Annotated in this window: 25 protein-coding genes and 1 tRNA gene; 18 read left to right on the top strand and 8 right to left on the bottom strand. The window is 62.9% G+C overall.

Features of this window, described 5'->3' with window-relative positions; all coding sequences use genetic code 11:
- Positions 1 to 148: 148 nt before the first annotated feature.
- On the top strand, positions 149 to 709 hold the full coding sequence (locus IVA93_RS14925) for a hypothetical protein (RefSeq protein WP_026233406.1): 561 nt from the start codon (positions 149 to 151) through the stop codon (positions 707 to 709).
- Positions 710 to 1358: 649 nt separating this feature from the next.
- Complete coding sequence (locus IVA93_RS14930) at positions 1359 to 2318, top strand: OmpA family protein (RefSeq protein ID WP_204511542.1); 960 nt, start codon at positions 1359 to 1361, stop codon at positions 2316 to 2318.
- A 301-nt stretch (positions 2319 to 2619) separates the two neighbouring features.
- Here IVA93_RS14930 and IVA93_RS14935 read toward each other — a convergent pair whose 3' ends face one another.
- Positions 2620 to 2826, bottom strand: a complete 207-nt coding sequence (locus IVA93_RS14935) for a hypothetical protein (protein WP_018457613.1) — start codon at positions 2824 to 2826, stop codon at positions 2620 to 2622.
- 95 nt (positions 2827 to 2921) lie between these two features.
- Positions 2922 to 3785: a formate/nitrite transporter family protein gene (locus IVA93_RS14940; protein ID WP_204511540.1), complete on the bottom strand. Its 864-nt coding sequence runs from the start codon at positions 3783 to 3785 to the stop codon at positions 2922 to 2924.
- Between the two features lie 193 nt (positions 3786 to 3978).
- Between IVA93_RS14940 and IVA93_RS14945 the strand changes: the two genes are divergently transcribed.
- From IVA93_RS14945 to IVA93_RS14960, 4 genes are read left to right on the top strand one after another with little or no spacing between them, the layout of a single operon-like run.
- Entirely contained in the window at positions 3979 to 4431 is a 453-nt protein-coding gene (locus IVA93_RS14945; RefSeq protein WP_018457611.1) for a DUF2231 domain-containing protein, read from the top strand.
- A complete protein-coding gene (locus IVA93_RS14950) occupies positions 4428 to 5762 on the top strand; it encodes a PQQ-dependent sugar dehydrogenase (protein WP_085351260.1) in 1335 nt (444 codons plus the stop codon). The genes IVA93_RS14945 and IVA93_RS14950 overlap by 4 nt, the downstream gene beginning before the upstream one ends.
- Before the next feature lie 22 nt (positions 5763 to 5784).
- Entirely contained in the window at positions 5785 to 5988 is a 204-nt protein-coding gene (locus tag IVA93_RS14955; RefSeq protein WP_007611681.1) for a hypothetical protein, read from the top strand.
- A gap of 38 nt (positions 5989 to 6026) precedes the next feature.
- Positions 6027 to 6197, top strand: coding sequence for a hypothetical protein (locus IVA93_RS14960; protein ID WP_166520788.1), 171 nt, complete (start codon positions 6027 to 6029; stop codon positions 6195 to 6197).
- Positions 6198 to 6251: 54 nt separating this feature from the next.
- Here IVA93_RS14960 and IVA93_RS14965 read toward each other — a convergent pair whose 3' ends face one another.
- A complete protein-coding gene (locus IVA93_RS14965) occupies positions 6252 to 6635 on the bottom strand; it encodes a type II toxin-antitoxin system VapC family toxin (protein WP_018457608.1) in 384 nt (127 codons plus the stop codon).
- The gene (locus tag IVA93_RS14970; protein WP_018457607.1) at positions 6632 to 6889 is read right to left on the bottom strand and encodes a type II toxin-antitoxin system Phd/YefM family antitoxin; all 258 of its coding nucleotides are present in this window, start codon (positions 6887 to 6889) and stop codon (positions 6632 to 6634) included. Before IVA93_RS14970 ends, IVA93_RS14965 begins: the two co-directional genes overlap by 4 nt.
- Positions 6890 to 7237: 348 nt before the next feature.
- Here IVA93_RS14970 and IVA93_RS14975 point away from each other — a divergent pair, with 348 nt between their 5' ends.
- From IVA93_RS14975 to IVA93_RS15000, 6 genes are all read left to right on the top strand, one after another.
- Positions 7238 to 8629 (top strand): MFS transporter, encoded by a 1392-nt coding sequence (locus tag IVA93_RS14975; RefSeq protein WP_085351262.1) that lies wholly within the window; start codon positions 7238 to 7240, stop codon positions 8627 to 8629.
- Positions 8630 to 8752: 123 nt separating this feature from the next.
- A complete protein-coding gene (locus IVA93_RS14980) occupies positions 8753 to 9601 on the top strand; it encodes a 3-oxoadipate:acetyl-CoA acetyltransferase (RefSeq protein WP_085357982.1) in 849 nt (282 codons plus the stop codon).
- A gap of 114 nt (positions 9602 to 9715) precedes the next feature.
- On the top strand, positions 9716 to 10921 hold the full coding sequence (locus tag IVA93_RS14985; RefSeq protein WP_085351264.1) for an MFS transporter: 1206 nt from the start codon (positions 9716 to 9718) through the stop codon (positions 10919 to 10921).
- 169 nt (positions 10922 to 11090) lie between these two features.
- Positions 11091 to 12320: a CaiB/BaiF CoA transferase family protein gene (locus tag IVA93_RS14990; RefSeq protein WP_018457602.1), complete on the top strand. Its 1230-nt coding sequence runs from the start codon at positions 11091 to 11093 to the stop codon at positions 12318 to 12320.
- A gap of 189 nt (positions 12321 to 12509) precedes the next feature.
- A complete protein-coding gene (locus IVA93_RS14995) occupies positions 12510 to 12725 on the top strand; it encodes a hypothetical protein (RefSeq protein WP_018457601.1) in 216 nt (71 codons plus the stop codon).
- A gap of 108 nt (positions 12726 to 12833) precedes the next feature.
- Positions 12834 to 13226: a RidA family protein gene (locus IVA93_RS15000; RefSeq protein ID WP_162847229.1), complete on the top strand. Its 393-nt coding sequence runs from the start codon at positions 12834 to 12836 to the stop codon at positions 13224 to 13226.
- 3 nt (positions 13227 to 13229) lie between these two features.
- Here IVA93_RS15000 and IVA93_RS15005 read toward each other — a convergent pair whose 3' ends face one another.
- The gene (locus tag IVA93_RS15005) at positions 13230 to 13892 is read right to left on the bottom strand and encodes a TetR/AcrR family transcriptional regulator (RefSeq protein ID WP_085351267.1); all 663 of its coding nucleotides are present in this window, start codon (positions 13890 to 13892) and stop codon (positions 13230 to 13232) included.
- 220 nt (positions 13893 to 14112) lie between these two features.
- On the opposite strand from IVA93_RS15005, the gene IVA93_RS15010 reads away from it, so the two are divergent.
- The 3 genes from IVA93_RS15010 to IVA93_RS15020 all read left to right on the top strand — a co-directional run bounded on the left by IVA93_RS15010 (position 14113) and on the right by IVA93_RS15020 (position 17255).
- Positions 14113 to 15348: an acyl-CoA dehydrogenase family protein gene (locus tag IVA93_RS15010; protein ID WP_007611657.1), complete on the top strand. Its 1236-nt coding sequence runs from the start codon at positions 14113 to 14115 to the stop codon at positions 15346 to 15348.
- Positions 15349 to 15480: 132 nt separating this feature from the next.
- Positions 15481 to 16539: a phosphotransferase family protein gene (locus IVA93_RS15015; RefSeq protein WP_204511538.1), complete on the top strand. Its 1059-nt coding sequence runs from the start codon at positions 15481 to 15483 to the stop codon at positions 16537 to 16539.
- Between the two features lie 89 nt (positions 16540 to 16628).
- A complete protein-coding gene (locus IVA93_RS15020; protein WP_085384222.1) occupies positions 16629 to 17255 on the top strand; it encodes a LysE family translocator in 627 nt (208 codons plus the stop codon).
- 206 nt (positions 17256 to 17461) lie between these two features.
- On the opposite strand, the gene argE is transcribed toward IVA93_RS15020, so the two are convergent.
- A complete protein-coding gene (gene argE, locus IVA93_RS15025; protein WP_247541818.1) occupies positions 17462 to 18634 on the bottom strand; it encodes an acetylornithine deacetylase in 1173 nt (390 codons plus the stop codon).
- A 1015-nt stretch (positions 18635 to 19649) separates the two neighbouring features.
- The gene (locus tag IVA93_RS15030; RefSeq protein ID WP_018456438.1) at positions 19650 to 20435 is read right to left on the bottom strand and encodes an SDR family NAD(P)-dependent oxidoreductase; all 786 of its coding nucleotides are present in this window, start codon (positions 20433 to 20435) and stop codon (positions 19650 to 19652) included.
- 134 nt (positions 20436 to 20569) lie between these two features.
- Between IVA93_RS15030 and IVA93_RS15035 the strand changes: the two genes are divergently transcribed.
- Together IVA93_RS15035 and IVA93_RS15040 are read left to right on the top strand one after the other, a co-directional pair.
- Complete coding sequence (locus tag IVA93_RS15035; protein ID WP_018456439.1) at positions 20570 to 21268, top strand: histidine phosphatase family protein; 699 nt, start codon at positions 20570 to 20572, stop codon at positions 21266 to 21268.
- A gap of 67 nt (positions 21269 to 21335) precedes the next feature.
- Positions 21336 to 22103, top strand: coding sequence for an SDR family NAD(P)-dependent oxidoreductase (locus IVA93_RS15040; protein ID WP_204511535.1), 768 nt, complete (start codon positions 21336 to 21338; stop codon positions 22101 to 22103).
- A 156-nt stretch (positions 22104 to 22259) separates the two neighbouring features.
- Here IVA93_RS15040 and IVA93_RS15045 read toward each other — a convergent pair whose 3' ends face one another.
- Positions 22260 to 23510, bottom strand: coding sequence for a serine hydrolase domain-containing protein (locus IVA93_RS15045; RefSeq protein ID WP_247335926.1), 1251 nt, complete (start codon positions 23508 to 23510; stop codon positions 22260 to 22262).
- Positions 23511 to 23672: 162 nt separating this feature from the next.
- Here IVA93_RS15045 and IVA93_RS15050 point away from each other — a divergent pair.
- Positions 23673 to 23748: transfer RNA gene (locus IVA93_RS15050), tRNA-Trp, on the top strand.
- Positions 23749 to 23809 lie beyond the last annotated feature (61 nt).

A 23809-nucleotide genomic window follows, 5' to 3' on the forward strand; every position in this document is an offset into this window, starting at 1 on the left:
CCAGTCGATCGCGTCGGTGGCCGCTGCCGGAAGTCGTCACTGCGCAAGTCGCCAGCCGACTTAATCAGAAAGCCCTGAATATAAGCCGCTCTATTTCGAACGATAGCGTACGGAGATACAATCGCAATTCCGAACTTTGGAGAAGTTGATGCCCATTCCGTTGAGGATTTACATCACGCCATTTGCCGATAGGGGGAGCGTTGAGCCCGGGCAATGGAGCAGCGAGACAGCCAAGAAGGCGCTCGACGTGGTCAATACGATCTGGTCAAAGGCCAAGATCGCGTTCGTGATCAGCGATTGCTTGATGGAGAAGCCGCTCGACATGGCAAAGAGCGCGCGCAGCAATGACCAGCGATTGCTGGGTGTTCTTGCCTCTCGGCACGATCCGGACAATGCCGTCCACATCTACCTCGTCAATTCGATTGAAAATCTGGCCGCCGGTGGAAGCTCATACCCCAATAGCCAACCGGAGCCGGCAAGCTTCGTCCAATGGTATGGCAATGACCACGCCAATGGACGCGCCTGGGCTCACGAGCTCGGCCATCTAATGAGCCTCGATCACGTCGAGATCGACTATTCCAATGAGAAGCAGGCGGCGCGGCGTGTCAAGAACCTCATGACGATAGGATTGAGCGTCGGTTCTGACCTGACGGGCCAGCAGATTGATGCAGCCAAGGGTTCAAAGCTGGTCAAGCGATTTGGTGGATAAGTCCGTGGCCGGCCGCAGAATTTGTCAGCTCCGTCGTTCTGCACATTGCGCGCCTTCGCCAGGTTCCTATTCGCGAGATCCTCGTCGCTCCAATCCAGGCGTTGGGCGCAAGAGTCCATGATTGCGATCACGCTGGTAGCCACTTCTCCCGCTTTGGGAAACGCCATCCGCGATTAATATGCAAATGACCCCAACGATGAGATCACCAACGACCATATCAAGTGCTTCCGGGATATTGCAGCTGCGCTAGACGACGCTTACCGTTTCGCTCTATTTTTGATGGGCGATCAGGCAGACGCAGAACAAGCCGGTAACCGTACTATCCAGATGCGCTGCCGATTTAACGTGGTTGGGTAGCGGCCCTCCAAGTCTAGGGCGATCGCGCGAAGTCGTCGTGCTGTACGAATTCCAGGGCCCGTCCTATCGCGACTCTCTTATATCGTAGCTGCTCCGATCGCGACAGTGATGTCGCGTATTGCACAAGCGCATACTCCTTCGGTGCCAGATCGAAATGGGAGCAAGGTCACAACCTTCGTTGCAGCTGTCGATTTGAACTTCTCTTTTCCTGCCTGCACTAAAACAAGGTGGTCCTGCGGCCGTCCGGACGATCACCGACGAGTTCCTATTTGTCGATTGCAGGTCGAAGAGAATGTTCCACAAAACCGGTCCGGGCAAGGTTGACGTCGATCTGGATTTTTCGGGAGTGGGGGTTTTGCACGCGCGGCTTTGGAATTTCGATTTCGATGACTTTGCCGGCTACCAGTTTCGGGGCTTGAAGACAGAGCACTTCGAATTTCTGAAGAACAAGGTGGTTCCCCTGGTGGAGCACGACGCTGGTCAGATCTGGATGACGGGATCCGCGAGCCGGATCGGTACGGCTGATTGGAATATGACGACATCAGCCAACCGCGTCATTACGGTCGCGCGGTCTCTGTCAGAGATGGGCATCCGCCCGGAGCAAATGCAGACGCACGCCATCGGCAATACGCAGACGGCAAATCACAGGCTGGACGAAGACAACGATAGATCAGTGGTCCTTTGGGTTCTGCCTAAGGTCTATTTCGAACCGATCATAAAGCCAGACTTGCCCCGACCCGTTCCGCCGAAGCCAAAGGTCAGTCGAAATTCCAAGATAGCCATGCTGCTTGAGGTCGACGGTTCGATCTCGTTTGCAGCGAGAGCGGCCATCAAGCGCATCGTGAAGGGCAGGGCCGGAGCCGGGATTGCGTTTGCCAGCGCGTTGTTCTCCATATGGGACACGGAAAACAATTTGAAGTGCACCTACGTCTATGCCGCGGTCGGCCTAGGCTTCGGCTTGACCCTTCCGAAGACCGGCGGCAGATCGGGGACTCTGCATGGCCCCTGGAATTCGTTTACGACCGAAAAGCCCATCTCCTGTTCGCAGTTCGGCAAGTCAATGCGCTTTACGACTATCGGGATAGGGGACTTAAGCAAGAACTGGATCTTGCTGGAAACGCCCAGAGGAGTGAAGGACGTCTACTTGAGCATCAGCACGGGCACGACCATCGGCGGCGGCGCGTCGACCTACCCAGCCCATTTGAGCGCTTTCGTCCCGCTGGAGCGACCGAAGCCGTTTGGCGGGCCTTGAGTGAATCGGCTCATCATAACCTTTAGCCGGCGTCGGCGAGGGGAGCTCCGGGTTGACCCGCCGTAGTGATCTCAATGGGTCAAAAAACGCCGAAAATGTCAGAATAGCCTTTGAAGACACTACAGTATTTCGAGACTTCCAAGCTGAATACGAGGGTTCGATTCCCTTCACCCGCTCCATCCCAACAATTGATGCATCTTGATTGACCGACTTTGACCGTCAAGTCGGTCCCGGTGACGGCTGGAGCTTGGAGCGGGCGGCCTTGCGATAACCGGGTGCGTTTCGGGTCGGCAGAGCGGCTCTATTCCTGTTTGCTGTCCTTCTCCTCGCGCTGCTTCCGGGCACGATCGACTGCGCCGCCCTGGGGCTGCCCGCTGACCTTCACGCCGGGGAGATGATCGACCTTGTTGTTGGCGGTATCTTCGGCACGCTGCAATTCACGATCGATGATGTCGCGTGATCCTTCGGCCGGGTCCTTGTCGAATGGGCTCTTGGTATCGGTGCTCATGATTGATCCTGCTCGTCGGCGCGCGTTGATTTGCCGAGGCAAGCTCGGCTCGGGCCCATCGTTCCTGTCGAGGCGGCAGCTTTTGTGCAGGCTCTTTACTCCCTGTGGTCGCGGATTTCGGGGGCGACCTGTCCGTAGTTCAGCAGGGCCACGAGGGTCGTTCCGCCCAGAATATTGCCGAGGAGTGTCGGTACGAAGAAGTCCGAGGCATATTGCGAGAGCGACGCCAGGCCGCTCTGCACCAGGAAGGCGCACTCGACCGAGCCCGCGATGATGTGCGCGAACTGGCCGAGCGCGACCACATAGGTCATCACGACGACGAGGTGCGGGCGCGATCCCTTCACGGCAGGCAGTAGCCACGCCATCAAGGCGATCAGCCAGCCGGCAAAGATCGCCCGGACAAGGGTCGTCGCGAACGTACCCTCGATGGTGTGGCGGCTGAGATCGACGAAGGCGCCCACGATGCGGGGTTCGAAGATGCTGGTGTGCGCGAGCACGGATCCAACGGCCCAGGTTCCTGCGATGTTGGAGGCGAGGACCAGGCCCCAAAGCTTGATCACGCTCCCAAGCGTGCCGAGATCCCTGTTGTGCAACAGCGGCAGCATCGGCGTCAGGGTGTTCTCGGTGAAGAGCTGCTGCCGTCCCAGCACCACGACCAGGAAACCGACCGTGTAGCCGAGCGGAGCCACCAGCCGTCGGGTGGCCTCATCGGAAATCAGCGCGTGAAACTCGCCCTGGACAATCAGGGACAATCCCATCGAAAGGCCGGCGGCGAGGCCGGACAGCACGATGGCCCACCATCGCCGTTCCAGTTCCTGCTCACCCTCGGCGCGGATTGTCTCATGGATCAGCGCTGCGCTAGGCCGGCTCTGGGATTCGATCTGTTTCGTCTGGCGCCGCGAGACGCCGTCGAGCTTTGAGGCTGGATTGAAGGAGGCGCCGTCGCCAGGCTGGTCCACTCCGCGGTCTCCTGAAGGGCAGGTTCATCTCAATGCCGGGATCAAGGCTCGGAGCGGCAAGGGGTTCCTGGTAAGTGCTCGCACGCCGCAGCATTGTTGAGGCACAGCGGCGCCGTGGTCGACCATCAGGAACCTTCGTGGAAAGCGGGTGTTTTCTACCGGGGCGGGGTGGCGATCTGACGAGAGGCCAACCGTGCAAGACAATTTGCGTGTGCGCTCGACCGCGCAGATCGCGGGCCATCCGATTCATCCGATGCTGGTGCCGATACCGATCGCTTGTTTCATCGGAGCGCTGTTGACCGATATTACCTATGTCGTCAGTGCCGAGATCATGTGGGCGGATTTTTCCGCCTGGCTTCTGGTCGTCGGCGTCATCTTCGGCGTACTGGCGGCGATCGCGGGCCTGACCGATTTTCTCGGCAACCGTCTGGTGCGGGCGCAACCGCCGGCCTGGCCGCATCTGATCGGCAACGCGGTGGCGTTGGTCCTGGCGATCGTCAATGCGTTGATCCATACGCGCGATGCCTGGACCTCGGTGTGGCCGACCGGGCTCATTCTTTCAGCCATCACCGTATTGATCCTGCCGGTCACCGGCTGGCTCGGCTGGGCGATGGTGTATCGCCACGGTGTAGGAGTTGCGCGATGAACTCCGCAATCGTTCGGGTGCTGTTGTGTGCCTCGCTGCTGTGTCTCGCCGGCTGCAATGACGGCAGTGGCGATCCGAAGGCGCAAACCGGCGCCAACCCGACGCTGCCCGACATCCAGCAATACCTGCTGCCGCCGATGCACATCGCCCGTATCGTCGGCTGGAAAAAGGACGAGACCCCGGCCGTCGCGCAGGGCTTGCAGGCCAAGGCCTTCGCGACCGGCTTGCAGCACCCCCGATTCCTCTACGTGCTGCCCAACGGCGACGTGCTGGTGGTGGAATCCAAGGCGCCGAAGGGCGCTCCGATCAAGCGGCCCAAGGAAATCGTGATGGGATACATCGAGTCCTGGGCGACATCAGGCGGCGACACCGGCGCGAGCAACCGCATCACGCTGCTGCGCGACAGCAACGGCGACGGCGTGCCGGACGTGCAGAGCGTCTTCCTCGACCATCTCAACTCGCCGTTCGGCGTCGCGCTGGTCGGCAACGATCTCTATGTCGCCAACACCGATGCGATCGTCAGATATCCCTACACGGAGGGTGATACGAAGATCACCGCGCCGGGCACGGTGCTGACGCCGCTGCCGGGCGGACCGATCGATCATCACTGGACCAAGAGCCTGGTCGCGAGCCCCGACGGTTCAAAGCTTTATGCCGGCGTCGGCTCCAACAGCAACATCACCGAGAACGGCATGGAGGCCGAGCACAATCGCGCCGCGATCCTCGAGATCGACCGTGCCAGCGGCCGCTGGCGCATCTTCGCGAGCGGCTTGCGCAATCCGAACGGCCTCAGCTTCGAGCCGCAGACCGGGACGCTGTGGACGGTGGTGAACGAGCGCGACGAACTCGGTCCCGATCTCGTGCCGGACTACATGACGTCGGTGAGGGACGGCGGCTTCTATGGCTGGCCCTACAGCTATTACGGCCAGCACGTCGATCCTCGCGTCAAGCCGGAGCGTCCTGATCTCGTCGCCAAGGCGATCGTGCCTGACTATGCGCTGAGCTCGCATGTCGCGCCGCTCGGCATGGCCTTCAACACGAGCGCGAGTTTGCCGGCGGCCTATCGCGGCGGCGCCTTCGTCGGCGAGCACGGCAGTTGGAACAGGCAGGTCTTGAACGGCTACAGGGTGGTGTTCGTGCCGTTCACGGATGGCAGGCCGAGCGGCCCGCCGCAGGACGTCGTCACCGGCTTCCTCAACAGCGACAACCAGGCGCGCGGGCGGCCCGTCGGCGTCGCCATCGACAAGACCGGCGCGCTGCTGGTCGCCGATGACAGCGGCAACACGGTGTGGCGGGTGACGGCGGCGCACCCGCAGCTCACGCAGCGATAGATAGATCTCGAGGAGTTACACCATGGGCCTTGCTCAATACACGATCGTGCCGGTGCAGGACGAATGGGGCGTGCTGCACGACGGCGACGTCAAGAACAGATACTCCACCAAGGAAGCGGCCTTCGAATCGGCGGTGGCTGCCGCCTCGCTGGCGCTTCGCGAGGGACACGAAGTCCATGTCAGCGTGCCCGGCCGCGAAGCCGGCGAGAACGCGCTGGGAATTTGATGGGACACTCCGAGCAGAACACACTTCAGGAGGCTGCGATGACCAAGCCCCGTGAACCGAACGGCATTGAACCCTCCCGCTCTGAAGACGACATTCAGCGAGACCAGCTCGGGCCGCGCGGCGTGCCGGGTGCGCCGGATCCGGCCAAGATGACACCCCAACGCGACAAGAAAACGCCGAAGCACGTCGATCCCGGTCACACGGCCTGACGGCTGCCCCGCGGCTTTTCTGTTCGGCCGGTAAGTCGGCGCCCGGCCGTCGACTTACGCCGCCGCAACGATATCCGTCTTGGCAAAGTCGTCGCCGACATAAAGAAGTGCGCAGCCATGCTCCTTGGCGACATCGTAGGCGAAGCAGTCACCAAAGTTGAGACCGGCAGGACGAATGCCTTTGCCCCAACGCGAGTAGATTTGCGCCACGCGTTCGGCCGAAGCTTGGGTCACCGAGATCACGTTCAAACCGAGATCGTTAATCAGCTTGTTCATCTCTTCGTCGACGCCCCGCCGTGCCGCGACGATCAGGCTTTCTGCAACGGAGGCCGCCGAGATCAGGATGTCGTCGGCGGTGTCCAGCGCGGTGATGCAAGCATCGGCTTGCGGTTCGTCGAGCACGATCGCCATCAGTGCGGAGGTATCGACTGCGATCATTCCGGCAGTCCGTCATCGCCGAAAAGAAAGTCCTGACTGCGCGCGGCGCTCGGTCCGGGAATAGCTTTGGCCCCGCCGGTCCTTCGCGCCGCCTCAAGCGCGGTCCGGCGGGTGGCGCGGTCCGGCGAAAGCTTGACCGGGACGAGCCGTACCGCGGGATGCCCATGTCGCGTCAGGATCACCTCGTCGCCGGCCTCTGCGCGGCGGACAAGATCGGTCAATTGTCCTTTTGCGTCGGTAACGGAGACCCGCATCTCATTGTCCTTCCTCAGTTTCCATAAAATGGACCATGCAATGGTCCAATGTCAACCACCTCCCACCCCACCATCGCCGGACGCGATCTCGCGGTTGATCTCGGCATGAGCCTGCCGGCGGTGTTCGCCGGAACGTGGGCTCTCCGTACAAAATAACATCATGTTAGGTTTGTCGAATAACTGGGTAATTGTGTTAGCCCGGCGAAAGCTTATCGTCGCCACCAAGCAGACACCCATCGGCAATGACAAGCGCTCGCGAAACTCCGCAGAGCGGCCGGAGAGTGCTGCCCAATTTTGAGCGAAGCCCGTCAACGGGACGTCAGCAAAACCCAAGGGAGGAATCTTGAGATGACCGCGATCCATCAGATGAGTCAGTCCAGGAAAGCCGCTGCCAGCGGCTGGATCGGGTCGGCTCTCGAATATTATGACTTCTTCATCTACGCGACCGCCGCGTCACTGATTTTCCCGCAAATCTTCTTCCCGTCGGAGAATCCCACCGTCGCGATCGTCGCCTCGTTGGCGACCTATGGCGTCGGGTATGTGGCCCGGCCGATTGGCGCGTTCGTCCTCGGGCACTGGGGCGACACCCATGGCCGCAAGACGGTTCTCATCATCTGCATGTTCCTGATGGGCATCTCGACGATGGCCGTGGGTATCCTGCCGACCTACCAGCAGGTTGGCATCCTGGCGCCAATTCTGCTCGTCATTCTGCGCCTCGTGCAGGGATTTGCCGTTGCCGGCGAAATCTCAGGCGCAAGCTCGATGATCCTGGAGCACGCGCCGTTCGGCCGGCGGGGCTTCTATGCCAGCTTCGCCCTTCAGGGGGTGCAGGCCGGACAGATCCTCGCCGCAGCAATCTTCCTGCCGTTGGCGGCCTATATGCCGACCGAGGCCTTCAACAGCTGGGGCTGGCGGATTCCCTTCCTGCTCAGCTTCTTCGTCATCGTCGCGGGCTACATCATTCGTCGCGAAGTCGACGAGACCCCTGCTTTTGCCCGCGAGGGCGAGCGGGGAGAAACGCCGCGCGCGCCCATCGTCCAGGCGATCAAGCTGAGTTGGCGCGACATGCTCAGGGTCATCTGCATGGCGCTGATGAATGTCATTCCTGTCGTTGCGACCATCTTCGGCGCGGCCTATGCGGTGCAGCCGGCCTACGGCATCGGTTTTGCCAAGGACGTCTATCTCTGGATTCCCGTGCTCGGAAACATGCTGGCCGTGTTCGTCATTCCCTTCGTCGGCAATCTCTCCGACAAGGTCGGCCGCAAGCCCCCGATCATCGTCGGCGCGCTTCTCTCTGGCTTGCTCGCCTTTGGCTACCTCTATGCCATCAGCATCAGGAATGTGCCGCTGGCAATATTGGTGTCGCTGCTGATGTGGGGCGTCGTCTATCAGGGCTACAACGCGATCTTCCCGAGCTTTTACCCGGAGCTGTTTCCGACCCGCACCCGCGTCTCGGCGATGGCGATATCGCAGAACATCGGAACCACCATCACCGCATTGCTGCCCGCCCTGTTTGCGACCGTCGCGCCTCCCGGCTCGACCAACATTCCGTTGACGGTGGGGGCGATTGCCTTCGCTATCACGGTCATCGCCGCGCTGGCCGCCCTGACCGCGCGGGAAACCTATCGGATCAGGATCGACGATCTCGGCAATCCCAATGCGGTTCCAATGCTGCGGGCAGATTATGACCGTCAGCGCGCCGGCGATGCGGTGAGCGGGGCTGCCACGGTTCGGACCTGACGGGTATGGTAGAGGCAACTGCCGCCGCGATCGATGATGTTCGCGGCGGCAGGGCCTCACTGCATAGTCAGGCCGCCGATTCGAATTTGGTGCGCGCGAGCGCAATCAATATGAGGTTGCAAGATGAACCCCGTCGTCATTGCCGTCGCAATCACCGGCTCCGTTCCGCGCAAGAAGGACAATCCCGCGGTCCCGATTCTGCCGTCCGAGCAGATCGAGTCGACGCACCAGGCCTTCGAAGCCGGTGCCACGCTCGCCCATATCCATGTTCGCAACGATGACGAGACGCCGTCCTCCGATCCCGAGCGTTTCGCCCTGGTGCAGGCGGGGATCAAGAAGCACTGTCCTGACATGATCGTTCAGTTCTCGACCGGAGGGCGGGGCCGCGATCCCTCGGCGCGCGGATCGTCGCTCTACCTGAAGCCGGACATGGCCTCGCTCTCCACCGGTTCTGTGAACTTTCCGACCATCGTCTACGAGAACAGCGCCGCGCTGGTCGAGACCCTCGCCACCGGGATGAAGGCGAATGGCATCCGGCCGGAAATCGAGATCTTCGATTTGTCGCATCTGCATGGCGCCCGCCGCCTGATCGAGGCGGGGCTGATCGACCAGCGTCCGCACGTGCAGTTCGTCATGGGCGTCAAGAACGCCATGCCCGCGGACGAGCATGTCCTCGACATCTTGCTGGGAGAGCTCAGGCGGCTGATCCCGAAGGCGACATGGACGGCAGCGGGGATCGGACGCCACCAGGCCGAGGTCATGGGCTGGGCGCTCGCGCGGGGCGCCGATGCGGTCCGCACCGGACTCGAGGACAATATCAGGATCGACAAGGCGCGCCTTGCCGCCAGCAACGCGGAACTCGTGGCCATCGCCGGTGAGGCTGTCGCGCGTCACGGCCGCCGCGTGGCGACTGCGGCCGAGGCGCGATCCCTGCTCGGGCTCGCGGGGCTGGGAGCTCCTGCCGCCACCTGACATGCTCCTGGCCGCCTGCTGCCATTCGACCGCCGGCGTTTCCCTGCGCTGAGTCCGGGGGTAAGACAGATATCACAGGCGTGATCGGCGCCTGCCGGGCAGGCGACGATTGGAATGCGGTTCTTGAAATCTGACAGCAGGCTCATCGGGGTCCTGCTGGTGCTTGCGGTCTCCCAGCTTGTCGGGTGGGGTACGATAGGTCTTCCCGCCATCGTCGGACGCGATCTCGCGGCTGATCTCGGCATGAGCCTGCCGGCGGTGTTCGCGGGGACGTCCGTTCTCTATGTGTCGATGGGGCTGTGCGCGCCCTGGCTCGCCAGGTCGTTTGCGCGGCACGGCGCACGAAAGGTCATGATCTCAGGCACGGTCCTCACCGTGCCGGGCTTCATCCTGCTGTCCCTCGCGCGCGAGCCGATGCTGTATTTCGCGGCCTGGATCGTCCTTGGCATCGCCGGCAGCGCCACGCTTTCGACCGGCGCCTATATCATGCTGAACGAGGTCGCCGGGCGGCAGGCCAAGAATGCCATCGGCGCGCTGATGCTGGTGACGGGCCTGTCGAGCAGCATCTTCTGGCCGACGACGTCGTTCCTCAGCGGTTTGCTCGGCTGGCGCGGGACGTGCCTCGTCTATGCAGCCATGATGGTCGTCATCAACCTTCCGCTCTATGCATTCTTTGCACCGCGCCGGAAAATCGTCGGTGATCGTGGCGGCGAGCCGGTGAAATCTTCGCCGCCGCCTACGATTCCCAGGAGCACCTTCAGCCTCGTCGTTGCCGCGATCACGCTGAATGCCTTCGTCAATTTTGGCATCGGCGCCATCATGATCGAGTTGCTCCGGGCGGAGGGGCTTCCCCCGGCGCAGGCGCTTGCGTTTGGCTCGATGCTGGGCGTGATCCAGGTCAGCGCCCGCGGACTCGATTTTCTCGGCGGAGGGCGGTGGGATGGAATCACGACCGGGCTCGTCGCCGGCACGGCGCTGCCGATCGCCATGCTGCTGCTGATGACGAGCGAGGGCGCGACCTGGGCGGTTGCGGCCTTCATCCTGCTCTACGGCGCCGGCAGCGGCGCGATGGCGGTGGCGCGGGCAACGATCCCGCTCGTGTTCTACGATCAGACCGAGTTCGCCAAGGCGATGTCGATGATCGCGTTGCCGCTCAATCTCGCCTCCGCGGTCTCGCCGCCGCTCCTTGTCGGCCTGCTCACCCAGTTCGGCAGCCGCGGCGCGCTCGGTCTCACCTTCGTCTGCTCCTGCGCCACGGTGCTGATCCTGGTCCTGCTCGGCCGCCGCCGGCCGCAGGTGGCTGCAGCGGCTGCAACCTGAGAATATTCGCCATGCGGAAATTCACCGCGCGGTGACCTGCGCCGGGCGGGCTGGGGGATGGCCGTATGCCCACAGTGCAGTGCTCGGACCGCCAAAATAGTGTATCCGCAGGGAGCGCGTCCCGCGATCTCGCCGCCGCGCCAAGATCCAGTTCCCGGAGGAATTCGACATGTCGGCCCTGCCGCTCTCAGGCATCAAGATCCTTGACCTCACCCGCGTGCTTGCCGGGCCCCTGTCGGCCCAGATGCTGGGCGATTTGGGCGCGGAGGTGATCAAGATCGAGCGGCCGGGCACCGGTGACGACGCGCGCGCCTTCGGCCCGCCTTATCTGACCGACCCCGACGGCAAAGCCAACAACAACAATTCATTCTACCTCTGCGCCAACCGCAACAAGAAGTCGGTCACGGTCAACATCGCCAAGCCCGAGGGGCAGGCGATTATCCGCGAGCTCGCCAAGGATGTCGACGTCTTCATGGAGAACTACAAGGTCGGCGATCTCAAGCGCTACGGCCTCGACTACGAGACCATCAAGGCGATCAATCCCGGCATTATCTACTGCTCGGTGACCGGCTTCGGCCAGACCGGCCCCTATGCGCCGCGCGCCGGCTACGACGCCATCCTGCAGGCGATGGGCGGCCTGATGAGCGTCACCGGCCATATCGACGGCGAGCCCGGCGAGGGCCCGATGAAGGTCGGCCCGTCGATCGTCGACTACATGACCGGCATGAACACCTCGATCGGGATTCTCTCGGCGCTCTATCATCGCGACGCCAATGATGGCGTGGGGCAGCATATCGACGTCTGCCTGTTCGACACCGTCATCGCGTCGTTGTCGCACTGGCTGCAGATCTACCTCGTCAACGGCAAGACGCCGCCGCGCCGCGGCACCTGGGGCAATGGCGGCATGCCGGCCGGCGTGTTCCGCTGCACCGACGGCGAGCTGATGCTGGTGGTCGGCAATGACGGCCAGTTCCAGCGCACCTGCGCCGTGCTCGGCGCGCCCGAACTCGCGAGCGACAAGCGTTTCGTCAGGAACAACGACCGCGTCGTGCACGGCAAGGAGATCATGGCGATCTTCGCCGGCCTGTTCCTGAAGCAGCCGGTGGCCTATTGGCTGGACAGATTGGAGGAGGCCGGCGTGCCCTCCGGCCCGATCAACAATTTCGAGCAGGTGTTTTCCGATCCGCACGTCCAGTCGCGCGGCATGCGGGTGAAGGTCGATCATCCCTTCCAGCCCGATCTCTCGCTGATCCGCAACGCGCTGACGCTCTCGGAAACCCCGATCAAGGATTACCGCGCCCCGCCGCTGCTCGGTGAGCACACCCAGGAGGTGCTCGCCGGCAAGCTCGGCTACGATGCCGGCAAGATCGAGACGCTGAAGCAGCAGGGGATTATCTAGCTTCGGCGGAGCGGCGCGCGCGGTTTGGCCTGATCGCCACTGGATAAAAAGGGACGTCAGCATGACGCTCCTGCGGCCTTGCGCGAACCTTGCGGGCAATCCCCAGATAATTCCGGTCCGTACTCACACAGGCTTCCGCTCCGCGCGCGACTCAGATTCGATCGGTCCACTCAGTCCGGGAGGGAACGCATGTCCTACACGATCGGGTTTCAGGCCAAGAACCAGAAGGCAATTCTGGCGACCGAGGCGGCAACGGCCAACCAGGCCGTCGCGATCATTGCCGCGTTGCGGCAAAGCGCCGACGAAATAAAGTTCATCCGCTCGCCGCAGGAAGGCGACATGGGCATCGAGATGCTGCTGCTGCTCGCCAAGGAAGAGGCCGAGGAGATGCCGCAGCACGCCTAGGCGGCTCGGCGACCAAACTTCGATCAGAAGCGAAGCATGACGGCTGCAACATGCTGTAGCAAGCCGTCATCTCGCTTGGACCGAAGGTGGCCGCCCATGAATCTCGAAATGAAACGCGAAGCGCTCCGCGTCGAACCGATCTCGACTTTCCTCGATCGTCGGCAGGCGCCGGTCTCGCCGGTCACGCGCGCCGGCAACATGATCTTCGTCGCCGGCCTGCCGCCATTCGACCCCGAGACGGGCGAGATCGCGGACGTGCCGATCGAACGGCAGAGCGAGCTGATCATGGAGCAGATGAAGCTGTGCCTTGAGACGGCGGGCGCGAGCCTCGACAACGTCATGAAGTGCAACGTCTACTGCACCTCGACCAAGCACTTCGCCGCGTTCAACAACGTCTATGCGCGCTATTTCCCGCACGATCCGCCGGCGCGGATCTTCGTCTGTACGCCGGAATGGTTCGGCCCCTTCGACGTCGAGATCGACTGCATCGCGATGATGTGAAGGTTAGCGCGCCGCCACTTTTGACGGCGCCTTCGCCTCCGTCCGTCCCGCCGTCAGCGCCATCGTCGCCACGCTGACGACGCGCGCGACCACGTCCTCGACATCGTCGAGGTCGCATTTGCCTTCCGACAGTTTCGTCAGCCGCTCGCTCTCGCGGATGGTGTGGTGCGCCATGGCGAGCGCGAAGTTCAGGCCCCAGTAAATATCGACGTCGCTGCGGTCGGGCAGGGACCTTCGCATCGCGCCGGCGAATTTGCGCAAATGGTCGATCTCGCGATTCTTGATGCGGCGGATCGGCGGCACGGATTCGATCGAAGCGCGGATCATGAAGCGCGCCGCGCTCGAGCGCTGGTTCTCGGGACCGAGGCAGCCGCGCAGCGTCGGGCCGACCAAGGCATGCAGGATTACCTCGATCGGCGCGCGGCCGCCGCCTTGTTCTTCCGCCGCCTTCAATTCGCGCAGACGCTCGCGATTGGTGGCGATCGAGCGTGTCACGAACAGCTCCGCGATCAACTCGTCCTTCGAGCCGAAATGATAGTTCACCGCCGCGAGGTTGACATTGGCCTCAGCGACGATGTCGCGCAACGTCACGTCGCCGAACCCGCGATCGGCATAGAGCCGTTCGGCAGCGGCGAGAATGGCAGTCCGGGTATGATCGCTGGCCATGGGAGCCCCTCGGGGAGGGAGTTGCAATTCAAACAGTTGTATGAAACTATCGTTTGAAGGCCGGGAAAGTCAATCCGCAATCGGGACTCGTTCGCAAACGCGAATGGGTTCCGGAGCATCCGCAAGCCGCGCATTCGCACTTGCGGGTCGCACAATGCGGGTGGACAGTCCGGCGCAAAACAAGTTCGCCAAACGAGTTGGCAAAGACGAGGAGCGTCCCATGGATTTCGATCTGTCGCCGAAGCAGAAGGAATGGCTCGACCGCGTGCAGTCCTTCATGGCCAAGCACGTGCGCCCGGCGGTGCCGGTCTATGATGAGCAGGATCGCAGCGGCGAACGCTGGAAGGTGATCCCGGTGCTCGAGGATCTCAAGAAGAAGGCGAAAGCCGAAGGCCTCTGGAACATGTTCATGCCGCCCAACGAGCATGAGGACGACGAATTCCGCGGCGCGGGACTGACCAATCTCGAATACGCGCTGCTCTCCGAGCAGATGGGCCACATCTCCTGGGCTTCGGAAGTCTTCAATTGTTCCGCGCCCGACACCGGCAACATGGAAGTATTCATGCGCTACGGCTCCAAGGAGCAGAAGCGCAAATGGCTGCGTCCGCTGATGGACGGCGAAATCCGCTCCGCCTTCCTGATGACGGAGCCGGCCGTGGCCTCGTCTGACGCCACCAACATCGAGACCAGCATTGTGCGCGACGGCGACCACTACGTCATCAACGGCCGCAAATGGTGGTCGTCCGGCGTCGGCGATCCCCGCTGCAAGATCGCGATCCTGATGGGCAAGACCGACTTCAAGGCGGCCAAGCACCAGCAGCAGTCGCAGATCCTGGTTCCGCTCGACACTCCCGGCATCAAGGTCGAGAAGATGCTGCCCGTGTTCGGCTTTGACGACGCGCCGCACGGCCACGCCCAGGTGCTGCTCGAGAACGTGCGGGTGCCGAAGGAGAACATCCTGCTCGGCGAAGGCCGCGGCTTCGAGATCGCGCAGGGCCGCCTCGGTCCCGGCCGTATCCATCACTGCATGCGCACCATCGGCAAGGCCGAGGAGGCGCTGGAGAAAATGGTGAAGCGGCTTACCTCGCGCACTGCCTTCGGCAAGCGGATCGTCGAGCATTCGGTGTGGGAGCAGCGCATCGGCGAGGCCCGCACCAACATCGAGATGACGCGGCTGTTGTGCCTCAAGGCCGCCGACATGATGGACAAGGTCGGCAACAAGACCGCGCAGGCCGAGATCGCCATGATCAAGGTCGCAGCCCCCAACATGGCGCTGAAGATCATCGACGAGGCGATCCAGGCCTTCGGCGGTGCAGGCGTCTCGGACGAAGCCGGCCTCGCCAAGGACTACGCCCACATCCGCACGCTCCGTCTCGCCGACGGCCCGGACGAGGTGCACAATCGCGCCATTGCCAGGCTCGAGGTTCGGAAGTATGCAAACTCTTCCAGTCATTAAGCGGGAGAGCACGCTGGCGCTCCCGATTTGAAGAAATGACAGGGCATGATCCGTGATCGGATGACCGCTTGACGCAAGTGCGCTGGGGGTTACCGATTAGGATCATGTTCGGACTGAAGAGGGAGCGTCATCGTGGCTGACGGCGTCAGGAAAGACGAAGAGTTCTCGGGCACCAAACCGGTCGAGGAGCGTCATCGCATCGACGAGATGCGGCTCGAAGCCTGGCTGCGCGAGAACGTCGAGGGTTATGAGGGACCGCTGGTCGTGCTCCAGTTCAAGGGCGGCCAGTCCAACCCGACCTATCGGCTCGACACGCCGAACCGCTCCTATGTGATGCGCCGAAAACCGTTCGGCAAATTGTTGCCGTCGGCGCACGCGGTCGATCGCGAATATCGCGTGATCGCGGCGCTGGGAAAGCAGGGCTTTCCGGTCGCGAAGGCCTATGCGCTGTGCCAGGACGACAGCATCATCGGTTCGGCCTTCTACATCATGTCAATGGAAGACGGCCGGGTGTTCTGGGATCCGACGCTGCCGAGCCAGACGCGGGATGATCGTCGAAAGATCTTCACCGGCAAGATCGAGACCCTGGCAAAACTCCACATGTTCGATCCCGTCGCGATCGGTCTTGGCGACTTCGGCAAACCCGGCAACTACTTTGCCCGGCAGATCGACCGCTGGACCAAGCAGTACCGCGCGTCCGAGACCCAGACCATTCCGGAGTTCGAGAAGGTCGCCGAATGGTTGCCGAAGACCGTGCCGGAGCAGGCGCGCGTCTCGATCGTCCACGGCGACTATCGCCTCGACAACATGATTTTCCACGCGACGGAACCACGCGTGCAGGCCGTGCTCGATTGGGAATTGTCGACGCTCGGCGATCCCATGGCCGACTTCACCTATCTGCTGATGCAGTGGGTCATGCCCGGCCTGGACGGCGCCGACCTCAAGGCGCTCAACATCCCGAGCGTGGAGGAGGCCGCGCAGATCTATTGCAACGTCACCAAGATGACGGTGCCTGACCTCAACTGGTATTTCGCCTACAACCTGTTCCGTCTCGCCGGCATCACGCAAGGCATCGCCGGCCGGGTCCGCGACGGCACCGCGGCGAATGCCAAGGCGCTGGAGTCAGCCAAGCGCACCGTTCCGCTGTCGAAGGCGTCTTGGGAGTACGCGCAGAAGGCGGGCGCGGTTTAAGGAATCCGAAGGCGCGGCTGACGGCCGCGCCTTTGCTTGCGTTCCTCTCGTGTCTGGACACGGGACAGAATGACGAGAGAGATGCCCGCATGATCGATCACACCACCCTCATCACCTACATCCTCATCGTCCTCGGCTTCGTCTTCATTCCCGGACCGGCGACACTCCTCACCATGGCGCGCGCCGCGAGCTCGGGGACCAGGGTCGGCATCGCGACGGGCGCGGGAATTGCGGCCGGTGACGTGGTCCACACCACCATGGCGATCGTCGGCCTCTCTGCGATCATCGCAACGTCGGCGCTCCTGTTCAGCGTCGTCAAATACGCGGGCGCGGGCTTTCTGATCTATCTCGGCATTCGCGCCATGCTCGACAAGACGCCGCTCGAGGTGAATGGCGGCGCGCCCGCGATCAGCGCAGTACGGGCATTCCGGCAGGCCGTGCTGACCGAGGTGCTGAATCCGAAGACCGCGCTGTTCTTCCTCGCGTTCCTGCCGCAGTTCGTCCGGCCCGAGCATGGTTCGACGACGCTGCAGCTCGCGCTGCTCGGTGCTGTGTTCGTGTTGCTCGGCCTCCTTAGCACGGTGGTGTTCGCCGTCGGCGCCGGCCGTCTCGGCGATTTGCTACGCCGCCATCCAGCCGTCGTGAAATGGCAGGGCAAGGTGGTCGGGACCATCTACTGCGCCGTCGGCGTGCGGCTGGCTTTGCAGGAGCGATGAGGCGCACCGCTCATTCGTAGCCCGGATGAGCGCAGCGATATCAGGGACAGCGACCCCGCATGTCGCTACGCTCATGCGGGCTACGGGGGTCTCCAGACGCTCGTCATTGCGAGCGAAGCAGCGAAGCGAAGCAATCCAGAATCTTCGCACGGTGGCAGTCTGGATTGCTTCGTCGCAAGAGCTCCTCGCAATGACGCGGAAACACCTCACCCCTTCACGCAATGCGCGATCAGCTTCTCCACGAAGCCTGCGCATTTCTCCAGCTCCGCCATCTCCACGAACTCGTCCGGTGTATGGGCCTGCGCGATCGAGCCGGGGCCGATTACGACGGACGGGATATCGACCATGCTGGCAAACAAGCTCGCCTCGGTACCGAAGGCGACCTTGGCGTGGTCGTTGCGCCCCGCGAGGCTCTTGGCCAGCGTGACAATGGCTGCGTCGGCGGCGGTGTCGAGCGCGGGATAGTCGAGGATCTCTTCGAAGTCGATGCCGCACTCCGGGTGTCGCGCCTTCATCGCCGGCTCGATCTCGGTCTTGGCCCAGGCGACGATCGCATCCGTCACCTCCCTGGACTCGGTGATGCCGATGCCGCGGCATTCGAAATCCACCGTGCAGGTATCGGGCACGATGTTGAGCGCGGCGCCGCCATGCACGATGCTGGTGAGCAGCGTCGAGTGCGGGACATCGTAGAGGCTGTTCGTAGCTTTCGTGCTTGCGAGTTGCAACGCGCGGCGGCGGATTTCGACGATCAGCTCGGCGGCGTATTCGATCGCGTTGACGCCCTCGGGCGCGATCGAGGAGTGGCGGGCGAGGCCCTGGAACGTGGCGCGCACGCCGTGCTTGCCCTTGTGACCGATGATGACCTTCATCTCGGTCGGCTCGCCGATGAAGGCGCCGAGCGGCTTGATCCGTTTCTTCGCGACCTCGCGCAGCATCGGCCGCACGCCGACGCAACCGATCTCCTCGTCATAGGAGATGGCGAGATGAATCGGCGTTGTCAGCTTCGCCTCCAGCATCTCCGGCACCATGGCAAGGCACACCGCGACGAATCCCTTCATGTCGGTGGTGCCGCGGCCGTAAAGCTTGCCGTCGCGCTCGATCAGCTTGAAGGGATCGTGGCTCCAGTCCTGGCCGACCACAGGCACCACGTCGGTATGGCCCGACAGCACCAGGCCGGGGCGGTCCTCGGGTCCAATGGTGACCCATAGCGCGGCTTTCTGTCCGGTCTCGTCGACGATGCGCTCACTCTTGACGCCGTGTGCGGCGAGATAGCTCTCGATATGCGCGATCAGGGGCAGGTTGGAGCGATCGCTGATCGTGTCGAAGCCGACGAGGTCGGCGAGCAGCTTGCGAATACGGTCGGGTCTTGAGCTTGGCATTGTCACGTTCTTGTCAGGGGGATGGAAGCTGAAGTGCTTGCACGAACCATACCAACGTCGCCTCTGGTAGAGCAAATCAACACAGACCGGTAGCCCGGGTGAGCGAAGCGATACCCGGGACAGCTCGTGGTCGGAATCCCGGATGTCGCTTCGCTCATCCGGGCTACAAGACCTTGTGTTGCCTGTCGGGCAAAACACCCCAATTGCCGGTCAACCCGCGCCGTCGAAAATATTCCACTTTACCGAAATTCGGAAATCACGTATGTGTCGCCGCAACCCGGCCCAAGGAAGAGGGGCGTATCGCGATCGTCACGAACGCGGGCCGGACAGCGGCGGACGCTGGGCCACACCGGCGCGAATGGTTTCGCAGGGCGGGCAACCGTGAGCGAAGGCGTCGCGCACACGACCGGTGCTGACAGCGTACGGCAAAACCGTGTCGTCCTGACGCCCGGGGTCTGTGCGTCAAGTCTTGTGGTGATGTGGCGGCCCGACCGGGTTCGCGCATCAGCCATCCATGAGGCGACGGGGGCAATAGTGCATCGCTCCCCGGGGAGAGCACGGCATAAGCCGTAAAACCGCTGCGCAGGGAAGGCCGGACGTTTTGGCTTCACCTGTATGCCGCTGTGCAGATTTTTTACTGCAACTTCGCACAGTGGACCGCGGGTGCCAGCCGGCGCCCGGTCTTCCCTGCGCCCTCTTTCATTCGAGGGTGAGGCGACCAAGCAAAGCTCGGGCGAACAAGCCGCGAGAGGGCGAAGGTGTGTCTGCGAACGGGAATGCGAATGGAAGCGCGACCCTGCCACCCACAGACTCCGTCATTGCGAGCACAGACTCCGTCATTGCGAGCACAGCGAAGCAATCCAGGCTGACGCCGCGGAAAGACTCTGGATTGCTTCGCTGTGCTCGCAATGACGATGCTGAAGCAGTTGCGCGCCAAAACTTCTGTCTCGTGCCCCGGACGCAACGCAGCAGCGTGAGAAAGCTGCAGCGCGTCCCGGACGCGAGAGTGCGTGAACTAAACCGGCTTCCCCGTATACGGCATCGACGCCGTCAGTCCGCCGTCCACCGGGAAGGCCTGGCCATTGACGTACGACGCCTCGTCGCTGGCCAAGAACAGTCCCATCGCGGCGAGCTCGTGCGGCTGGCCGGGGCGCTTGAGCGGATTGAGCTGGCCGATCTTGTCGGCGGTGCCGCGCTCCTTGGCGCGGTCGAAGATCGGCTTGGTCATGCCGGTCTCGATCAGGCCCGGGCACACCGCGTTGATGCGCACACCGGTGCCGGTGAGCGAATAGGCGGTGGTCTGCACCAGGGAGATGACGCCGGCCTTGCTCGCGGCATAGGGATGTCCGCTGGCGCCGGCCTTGAGGCCCGCGACGGACGCGGTGAGCACGATCGCGCCGGACTGCTGCTTCACCATGTGCGGCATCGCATGCTTCACCGCGAGAAACGGCCCGATCAGGTTGATGCGCAAGACTTCCTGCCATTGCTCGACGGTCTGCTCGCCGAGCGGAACGAGTCCGCCGGAGACGCCGGCATTGGCCCAGATCACGTCGAGCCGGCCGTGCGTCTTCACCGCCTTGTCGATCACGGCCATGACGTCCTTTTCGGAGCCCGCATCCGCCATCATGGCTTCCGCGACACCGCCGGCCTTCTTCACCTCGTCGACCGTCTCCTTCACCGCCTCGCTGCGATCGACCGCGATCAGCTTGGCGCCTTCCCTGGTGAACAGCAGCGCGGCCGCGCGGCCGATGCCGCTGCCGGCACCGGTGATGATGACGGATTTGCCTTGCAGACGGCCCATGCGGTTTCTCCCTTTGGTTCGCGCGCGACGCTTGCCGCGCGACGGAATTTCAAACAAGATTTCAAACGGTAAAGTGTCTTGAGACACGTTCGCTACTGACGTACAGCGACATCAGACGGGATGGAAGGGTTTCGATGGCAGGTGCAGACAAGCCCAAAGTGGTCACGACACGCTGGTGGTGGGTCCGTCACGCGCCCGTGCGCAATGACGGTGGCAACATCTACGGTCAGTCCGATCTCGCCTGCGACACCAGCGATACCTACGTCTTCAATGCTGTTGCCAAGGTGCTGCCACGCAAGGCGGTCTGGTATTCGAGCAATCTGATGCGCACCCATCAGACCGCCGAAGCGATCTGGGCCGCCGGATTCCCGAGGCCTGCATCGATGAAATGGGAGGCGGACCTCGCCGAACAGAATCTCGGTCGCTGGCAGGGCATGAACCGCGCCGAGTTCATCGCCAGCCGTCCCGTCGGCTCGAGCTGGTTTGCCGACATCAACGAGCCTGCACCCGGCGGCGAAAGCTTCATGGACCTCTACAACCGCACCCGCCGCACCATCGAGCGGATCAACAATGAGGCCGCCGGGCAGGACGTGATCGCGGTCGCACATGGCGGCACCATCAAGGCGGCGCTGGGGCTGGCGCTCGACAATCAGCCGGAGCGAGGGCTCGCGTTCGATATCGACAATTGCTCGGTGACGCGGCTCGACTATTTCGCAAGCCCCGAACGCAATGTCTGGCGGCTGCCGATGGTGAACCAGCAGCCGTGGATCGCGGACGATGCGCATGCGGCGATGCATCAACCCGCGGGACCGGAAGTCAAGAAGCTCGCCTGAGCAATTGCCGGGTGGCGCGGACGCGGCGTAAGCTTCAAGCAATCAAAACGTACTCTGGGAGAGAAACATGACCTTGTTCGACATGAAGGGGAAAGTCGCCGTCATCACTGGTTCGACGCGCGGCATTGGGCTTGCGATCGCCGAGCGCATGGCCGAGCACGGCGCCAAGGTGGTGATCTCCTCGCGCAAGGCCGACGTTTGCGACCAGGTCGCCAAGAGCATCAACGACAAGTTCGGCAAGGGCACGGCGGTGGCGATCGCCGCCAATATCTCGTCGAAGGAAAACCTGCAAAACCTCATCGACGAGAGCAACCGCGCCTTCGGCAAGATCGACGTGCTGGTCTGCAACGCCGCGTCGAACCCGTATTACGGCCCGCTCGCCGGCATCTCCGACGATCAGTTCAGGAAGATTCTGGACAACAACATCGTCGCCAACAACTGGCTGATCTCGATGGTGGTGCCGCAGATGATCGAGCGCAAGGACGGCTCGATCATCATCGTCTCCTCGATCGGCGGCCTGAAAGGCTCGACCATCCTCGGTGCCTACGCGATCTCGAAAGCCGCAGACATGCAGCTCGCGCGCAATTTGGCCTGCGAATACGGCCCACACAACATCCGCGTGAACTGCATCGCGCCCGGCCTGATCAAGACCGATTTCGCGAAAGCATTGTGGGACAATCCAGAGAATTTGAAAGCCTCGACCGCGCGTTCGCCGCTGCTGCGCATCGGCGTCCCCGACGAGATCGCGGGCGCCGCGGTGTTCCTGGGCTCGAAGGCCGGCGACTTCATGACCGGCCAGACCATGGTGATCGACGGCGGCGCCACGATCAGTTGACGCCCCAGTAGGTGTCATCGTCCGCGAAGGCGGACGATCCAGTACTCCGCGGCTGTAGTCGTGTGAACGAATTGCCGCTGCGGAGTACTGGATGCCCCGCCTTCGCGGGGCATGACAGCAAGTGTGGAGGTGCGACGCTGCGACCAGGCGAAGCCCTCAATCCACCGCCGCGTACACCAGATCCCGCACCAGCGTTCGCGTAAAATCGCGCTGCCCCGGGCCCTGGCTCATGAACACGACGAACAGATCCTCCTTCGGATCGATCCAGAAGAACGTCCCCGCAATGCCGCTCCAGAAAAACTGGCCGACGCTGCCGGGGAAGGGGGCGATGCCGGCCTCGCGGCGCACCGCGAAGCCGAGGCCGAAACCATGGCCGGGTGACAGCAGCGTGCCATTGGTCTGCACATTCGGGCCGAGATGATCGGAGGCCATCAGCTCCAGCGTCTTGCGGCCGATGATCCTGTTGCCGTCGAGCGTGCCGCCATTGCGCAGCATCAGCGCGAAGCGAGCATAGTCCATGGTGGTGGAGACGAGGCCGCCGCCGCCGGACTCCATGATTGGCTGCTCGAGCATGTTGAACAGCGCGACCTTGTCGCCGGTCCAGGGATCGGCCGCGAACGGTTCGGCGAGCCTGTTGGCATTGGCCTCCGCTGTCGAGAAACCGGTCTCGGCCATCTGCAACGGCGCGAGAATGCGCTCGGTGAGGTACGTGCCGAGCGACTTGCCGCTGACGACCTCGATAATGCGCCCGAGGATGTCGGTCGAGCGACTGTAGTTGAACTCGTCGCCGGGATGGCAGACCAGCGGGAAGCTCGCCACCAGGGCGGCGTGCTCGGCATTGGTGATCTTGCGGCTACGCACCCGCGAGTTTTGATAGATCTTGTGCACGGGGCCGTCGCCCTGGTGCTCGTAGGTCAGGCCGGAGGTGTGGCGGAGCAGGTCCTGCACCGTCATCGGGCGCTTCGGCGGAACCAGTTCCAGCTTGCCGCCGCTGACCACGCCGACCTTCTGGTCGGCGAACTCCGGGATGAATTTCGCGACGGGGTCGGCAAGAATCAGGTGCCCATCTTCGACCTGCGTCATGATGCCGACCGACACGATCGGCTTGGTCATCGAGAAGATGCGAAAGATCGAATCTTGCGCCATCGGCGCCGCGCCCGTCGGGCTCTGCCTGCCGAGCGCCTCGAACCAGCCGACCTGGCCGTGCCGTGCCGCCAGCACGGTGACACCCGGAATGGTTCCCTTGTCGATCTCGCGCTTGAAGGCGTCCGACATGGCCTGCAGGCGAGGGCGCGACAGCCCGAGCGTCTCGGGGCGGGATTCCGGCAGAGGCGGAGTCTTCGGTGCGATCGAGGGCCAAGGGGCGGCTGTCGCGGACGCTTGGGCAGTAGACGCTTGGGCAGTCATGGGTACTCCCGGTGCTTATTATTGTTCGGAGCGGACTGTGGCCCAGAAGGCGCGGCACAAACAAGCGAAGCCAGCGCGCTTCACCCTTGCAATCCGGTCTTGCAATCCGGCCGCCCCCTGTGCTTCAAAGCGGCCTGATCCGGGCGGCAACGCAGGGTCCGTAGGAGTGTAGCTCAATTGGTAGAGCACCGGTCTCCAAAACCGGGGGTCGCAGGTTCGAGCCCTGCCACTCCTGCCAGCGAAATCAAACACTTAACTGGGACGCGGGCGATCAGCCATAGTCCGGATATTGCTGCCGG

Origin of the sequence: Bradyrhizobium sp. 155, assembly GCF_023101105.1 — a bacterium.
GTDB lineage: Bacteria > Pseudomonadota > Alphaproteobacteria > Rhizobiales > Xanthobacteraceae > Bradyrhizobium > Bradyrhizobium canariense_D.

Coding starts and splice junctions, on each gene's coding strand:
- IVA93_RS14925 (WP_026233406.1), top strand. CDS start 149: ATGCCCATTCCGTTGAGGATTTACATCACGCCATTTGCCGATAGGGGG.
- IVA93_RS14930 (WP_204511542.1), top strand. CDS start 1,359: ATGTTCCACAAAACCGGTCCGGGCAAGGTTGACGTCGATCTGGATTTT.
- IVA93_RS14935 (WP_018457613.1), bottom strand. CDS start 2,826: ATGAGCACCGATACCAAGAGCCCATTCGACAAGGACCCGGCCGAAGGA.
- IVA93_RS14950 (WP_085351260.1), top strand. CDS start 4,428: ATGAACTCCGCAATCGTTCGGGTGCTGTTGTGTGCCTCGCTGCTGTGT.
- IVA93_RS14955 (WP_007611681.1), top strand. CDS start 5,785: ATGGGCCTTGCTCAATACACGATCGTGCCGGTGCAGGACGAATGGGGC.
- IVA93_RS14960 (WP_166520788.1), top strand. CDS start 6,027: ATGACCAAGCCCCGTGAACCGAACGGCATTGAACCCTCCCGCTCTGAA.
- IVA93_RS14965 (WP_018457608.1), bottom strand. CDS start 6,635: ATGATCGCAGTCGATACCTCCGCACTGATGGCGATCGTGCTCGACGAA.
- IVA93_RS14970 (WP_018457607.1), bottom strand. CDS start 6,889: ATGCGGGTCTCCGTTACCGACGCAAAAGGACAATTGACCGATCTTGTC.
- IVA93_RS14975 (WP_085351262.1), top strand. CDS start 7,238: ATGACCGCGATCCATCAGATGAGTCAGTCCAGGAAAGCCGCTGCCAGC.
- IVA93_RS14980 (WP_085357982.1), top strand. CDS start 8,753: ATGAACCCCGTCGTCATTGCCGTCGCAATCACCGGCTCCGTTCCGCGC.
- IVA93_RS14985 (WP_085351264.1), top strand. CDS start 9,716: ATGCGGTTCTTGAAATCTGACAGCAGGCTCATCGGGGTCCTGCTGGTG.
- IVA93_RS14990 (WP_018457602.1), top strand. CDS start 11,091: ATGTCGGCCCTGCCGCTCTCAGGCATCAAGATCCTTGACCTCACCCGC.
- IVA93_RS14995 (WP_018457601.1), top strand. CDS start 12,510: ATGTCCTACACGATCGGGTTTCAGGCCAAGAACCAGAAGGCAATTCTG.
- IVA93_RS15000 (WP_162847229.1), top strand. CDS start 12,834: ATGAAACGCGAAGCGCTCCGCGTCGAACCGATCTCGACTTTCCTCGAT.
- IVA93_RS15005 (WP_085351267.1), bottom strand. CDS start 13,892: ATGGCCAGCGATCATACCCGGACTGCCATTCTCGCCGCTGCCGAACGG.
- IVA93_RS15010 (WP_007611657.1), top strand. CDS start 14,113: ATGGATTTCGATCTGTCGCCGAAGCAGAAGGAATGGCTCGACCGCGTG.
- IVA93_RS15020 (WP_085384222.1), top strand. CDS start 16,629: ATGATCGATCACACCACCCTCATCACCTACATCCTCATCGTCCTCGGC.
- argE (WP_247541818.1), bottom strand. CDS start 18,634: ATGCCAAGCTCAAGACCCGACCGTATTCGCAAGCTGCTCGCCGACCTC.
- IVA93_RS15030 (WP_018456438.1), bottom strand. CDS start 20,435: ATGGGCCGTCTGCAAGGCAAATCCGTCATCATCACCGGTGCCGGCAGC.
- IVA93_RS15035 (WP_018456439.1), top strand. CDS start 20,570: ATGGCAGGTGCAGACAAGCCCAAAGTGGTCACGACACGCTGGTGGTGG.
- IVA93_RS15040 (WP_204511535.1), top strand. CDS start 21,336: ATGACCTTGTTCGACATGAAGGGGAAAGTCGCCGTCATCACTGGTTCG.
- IVA93_RS15045 (WP_247335926.1), bottom strand. CDS start 23,510: ATGACTGCCCAAGCGTCTACTGCCCAAGCGTCCGCGACAGCCGCCCCT.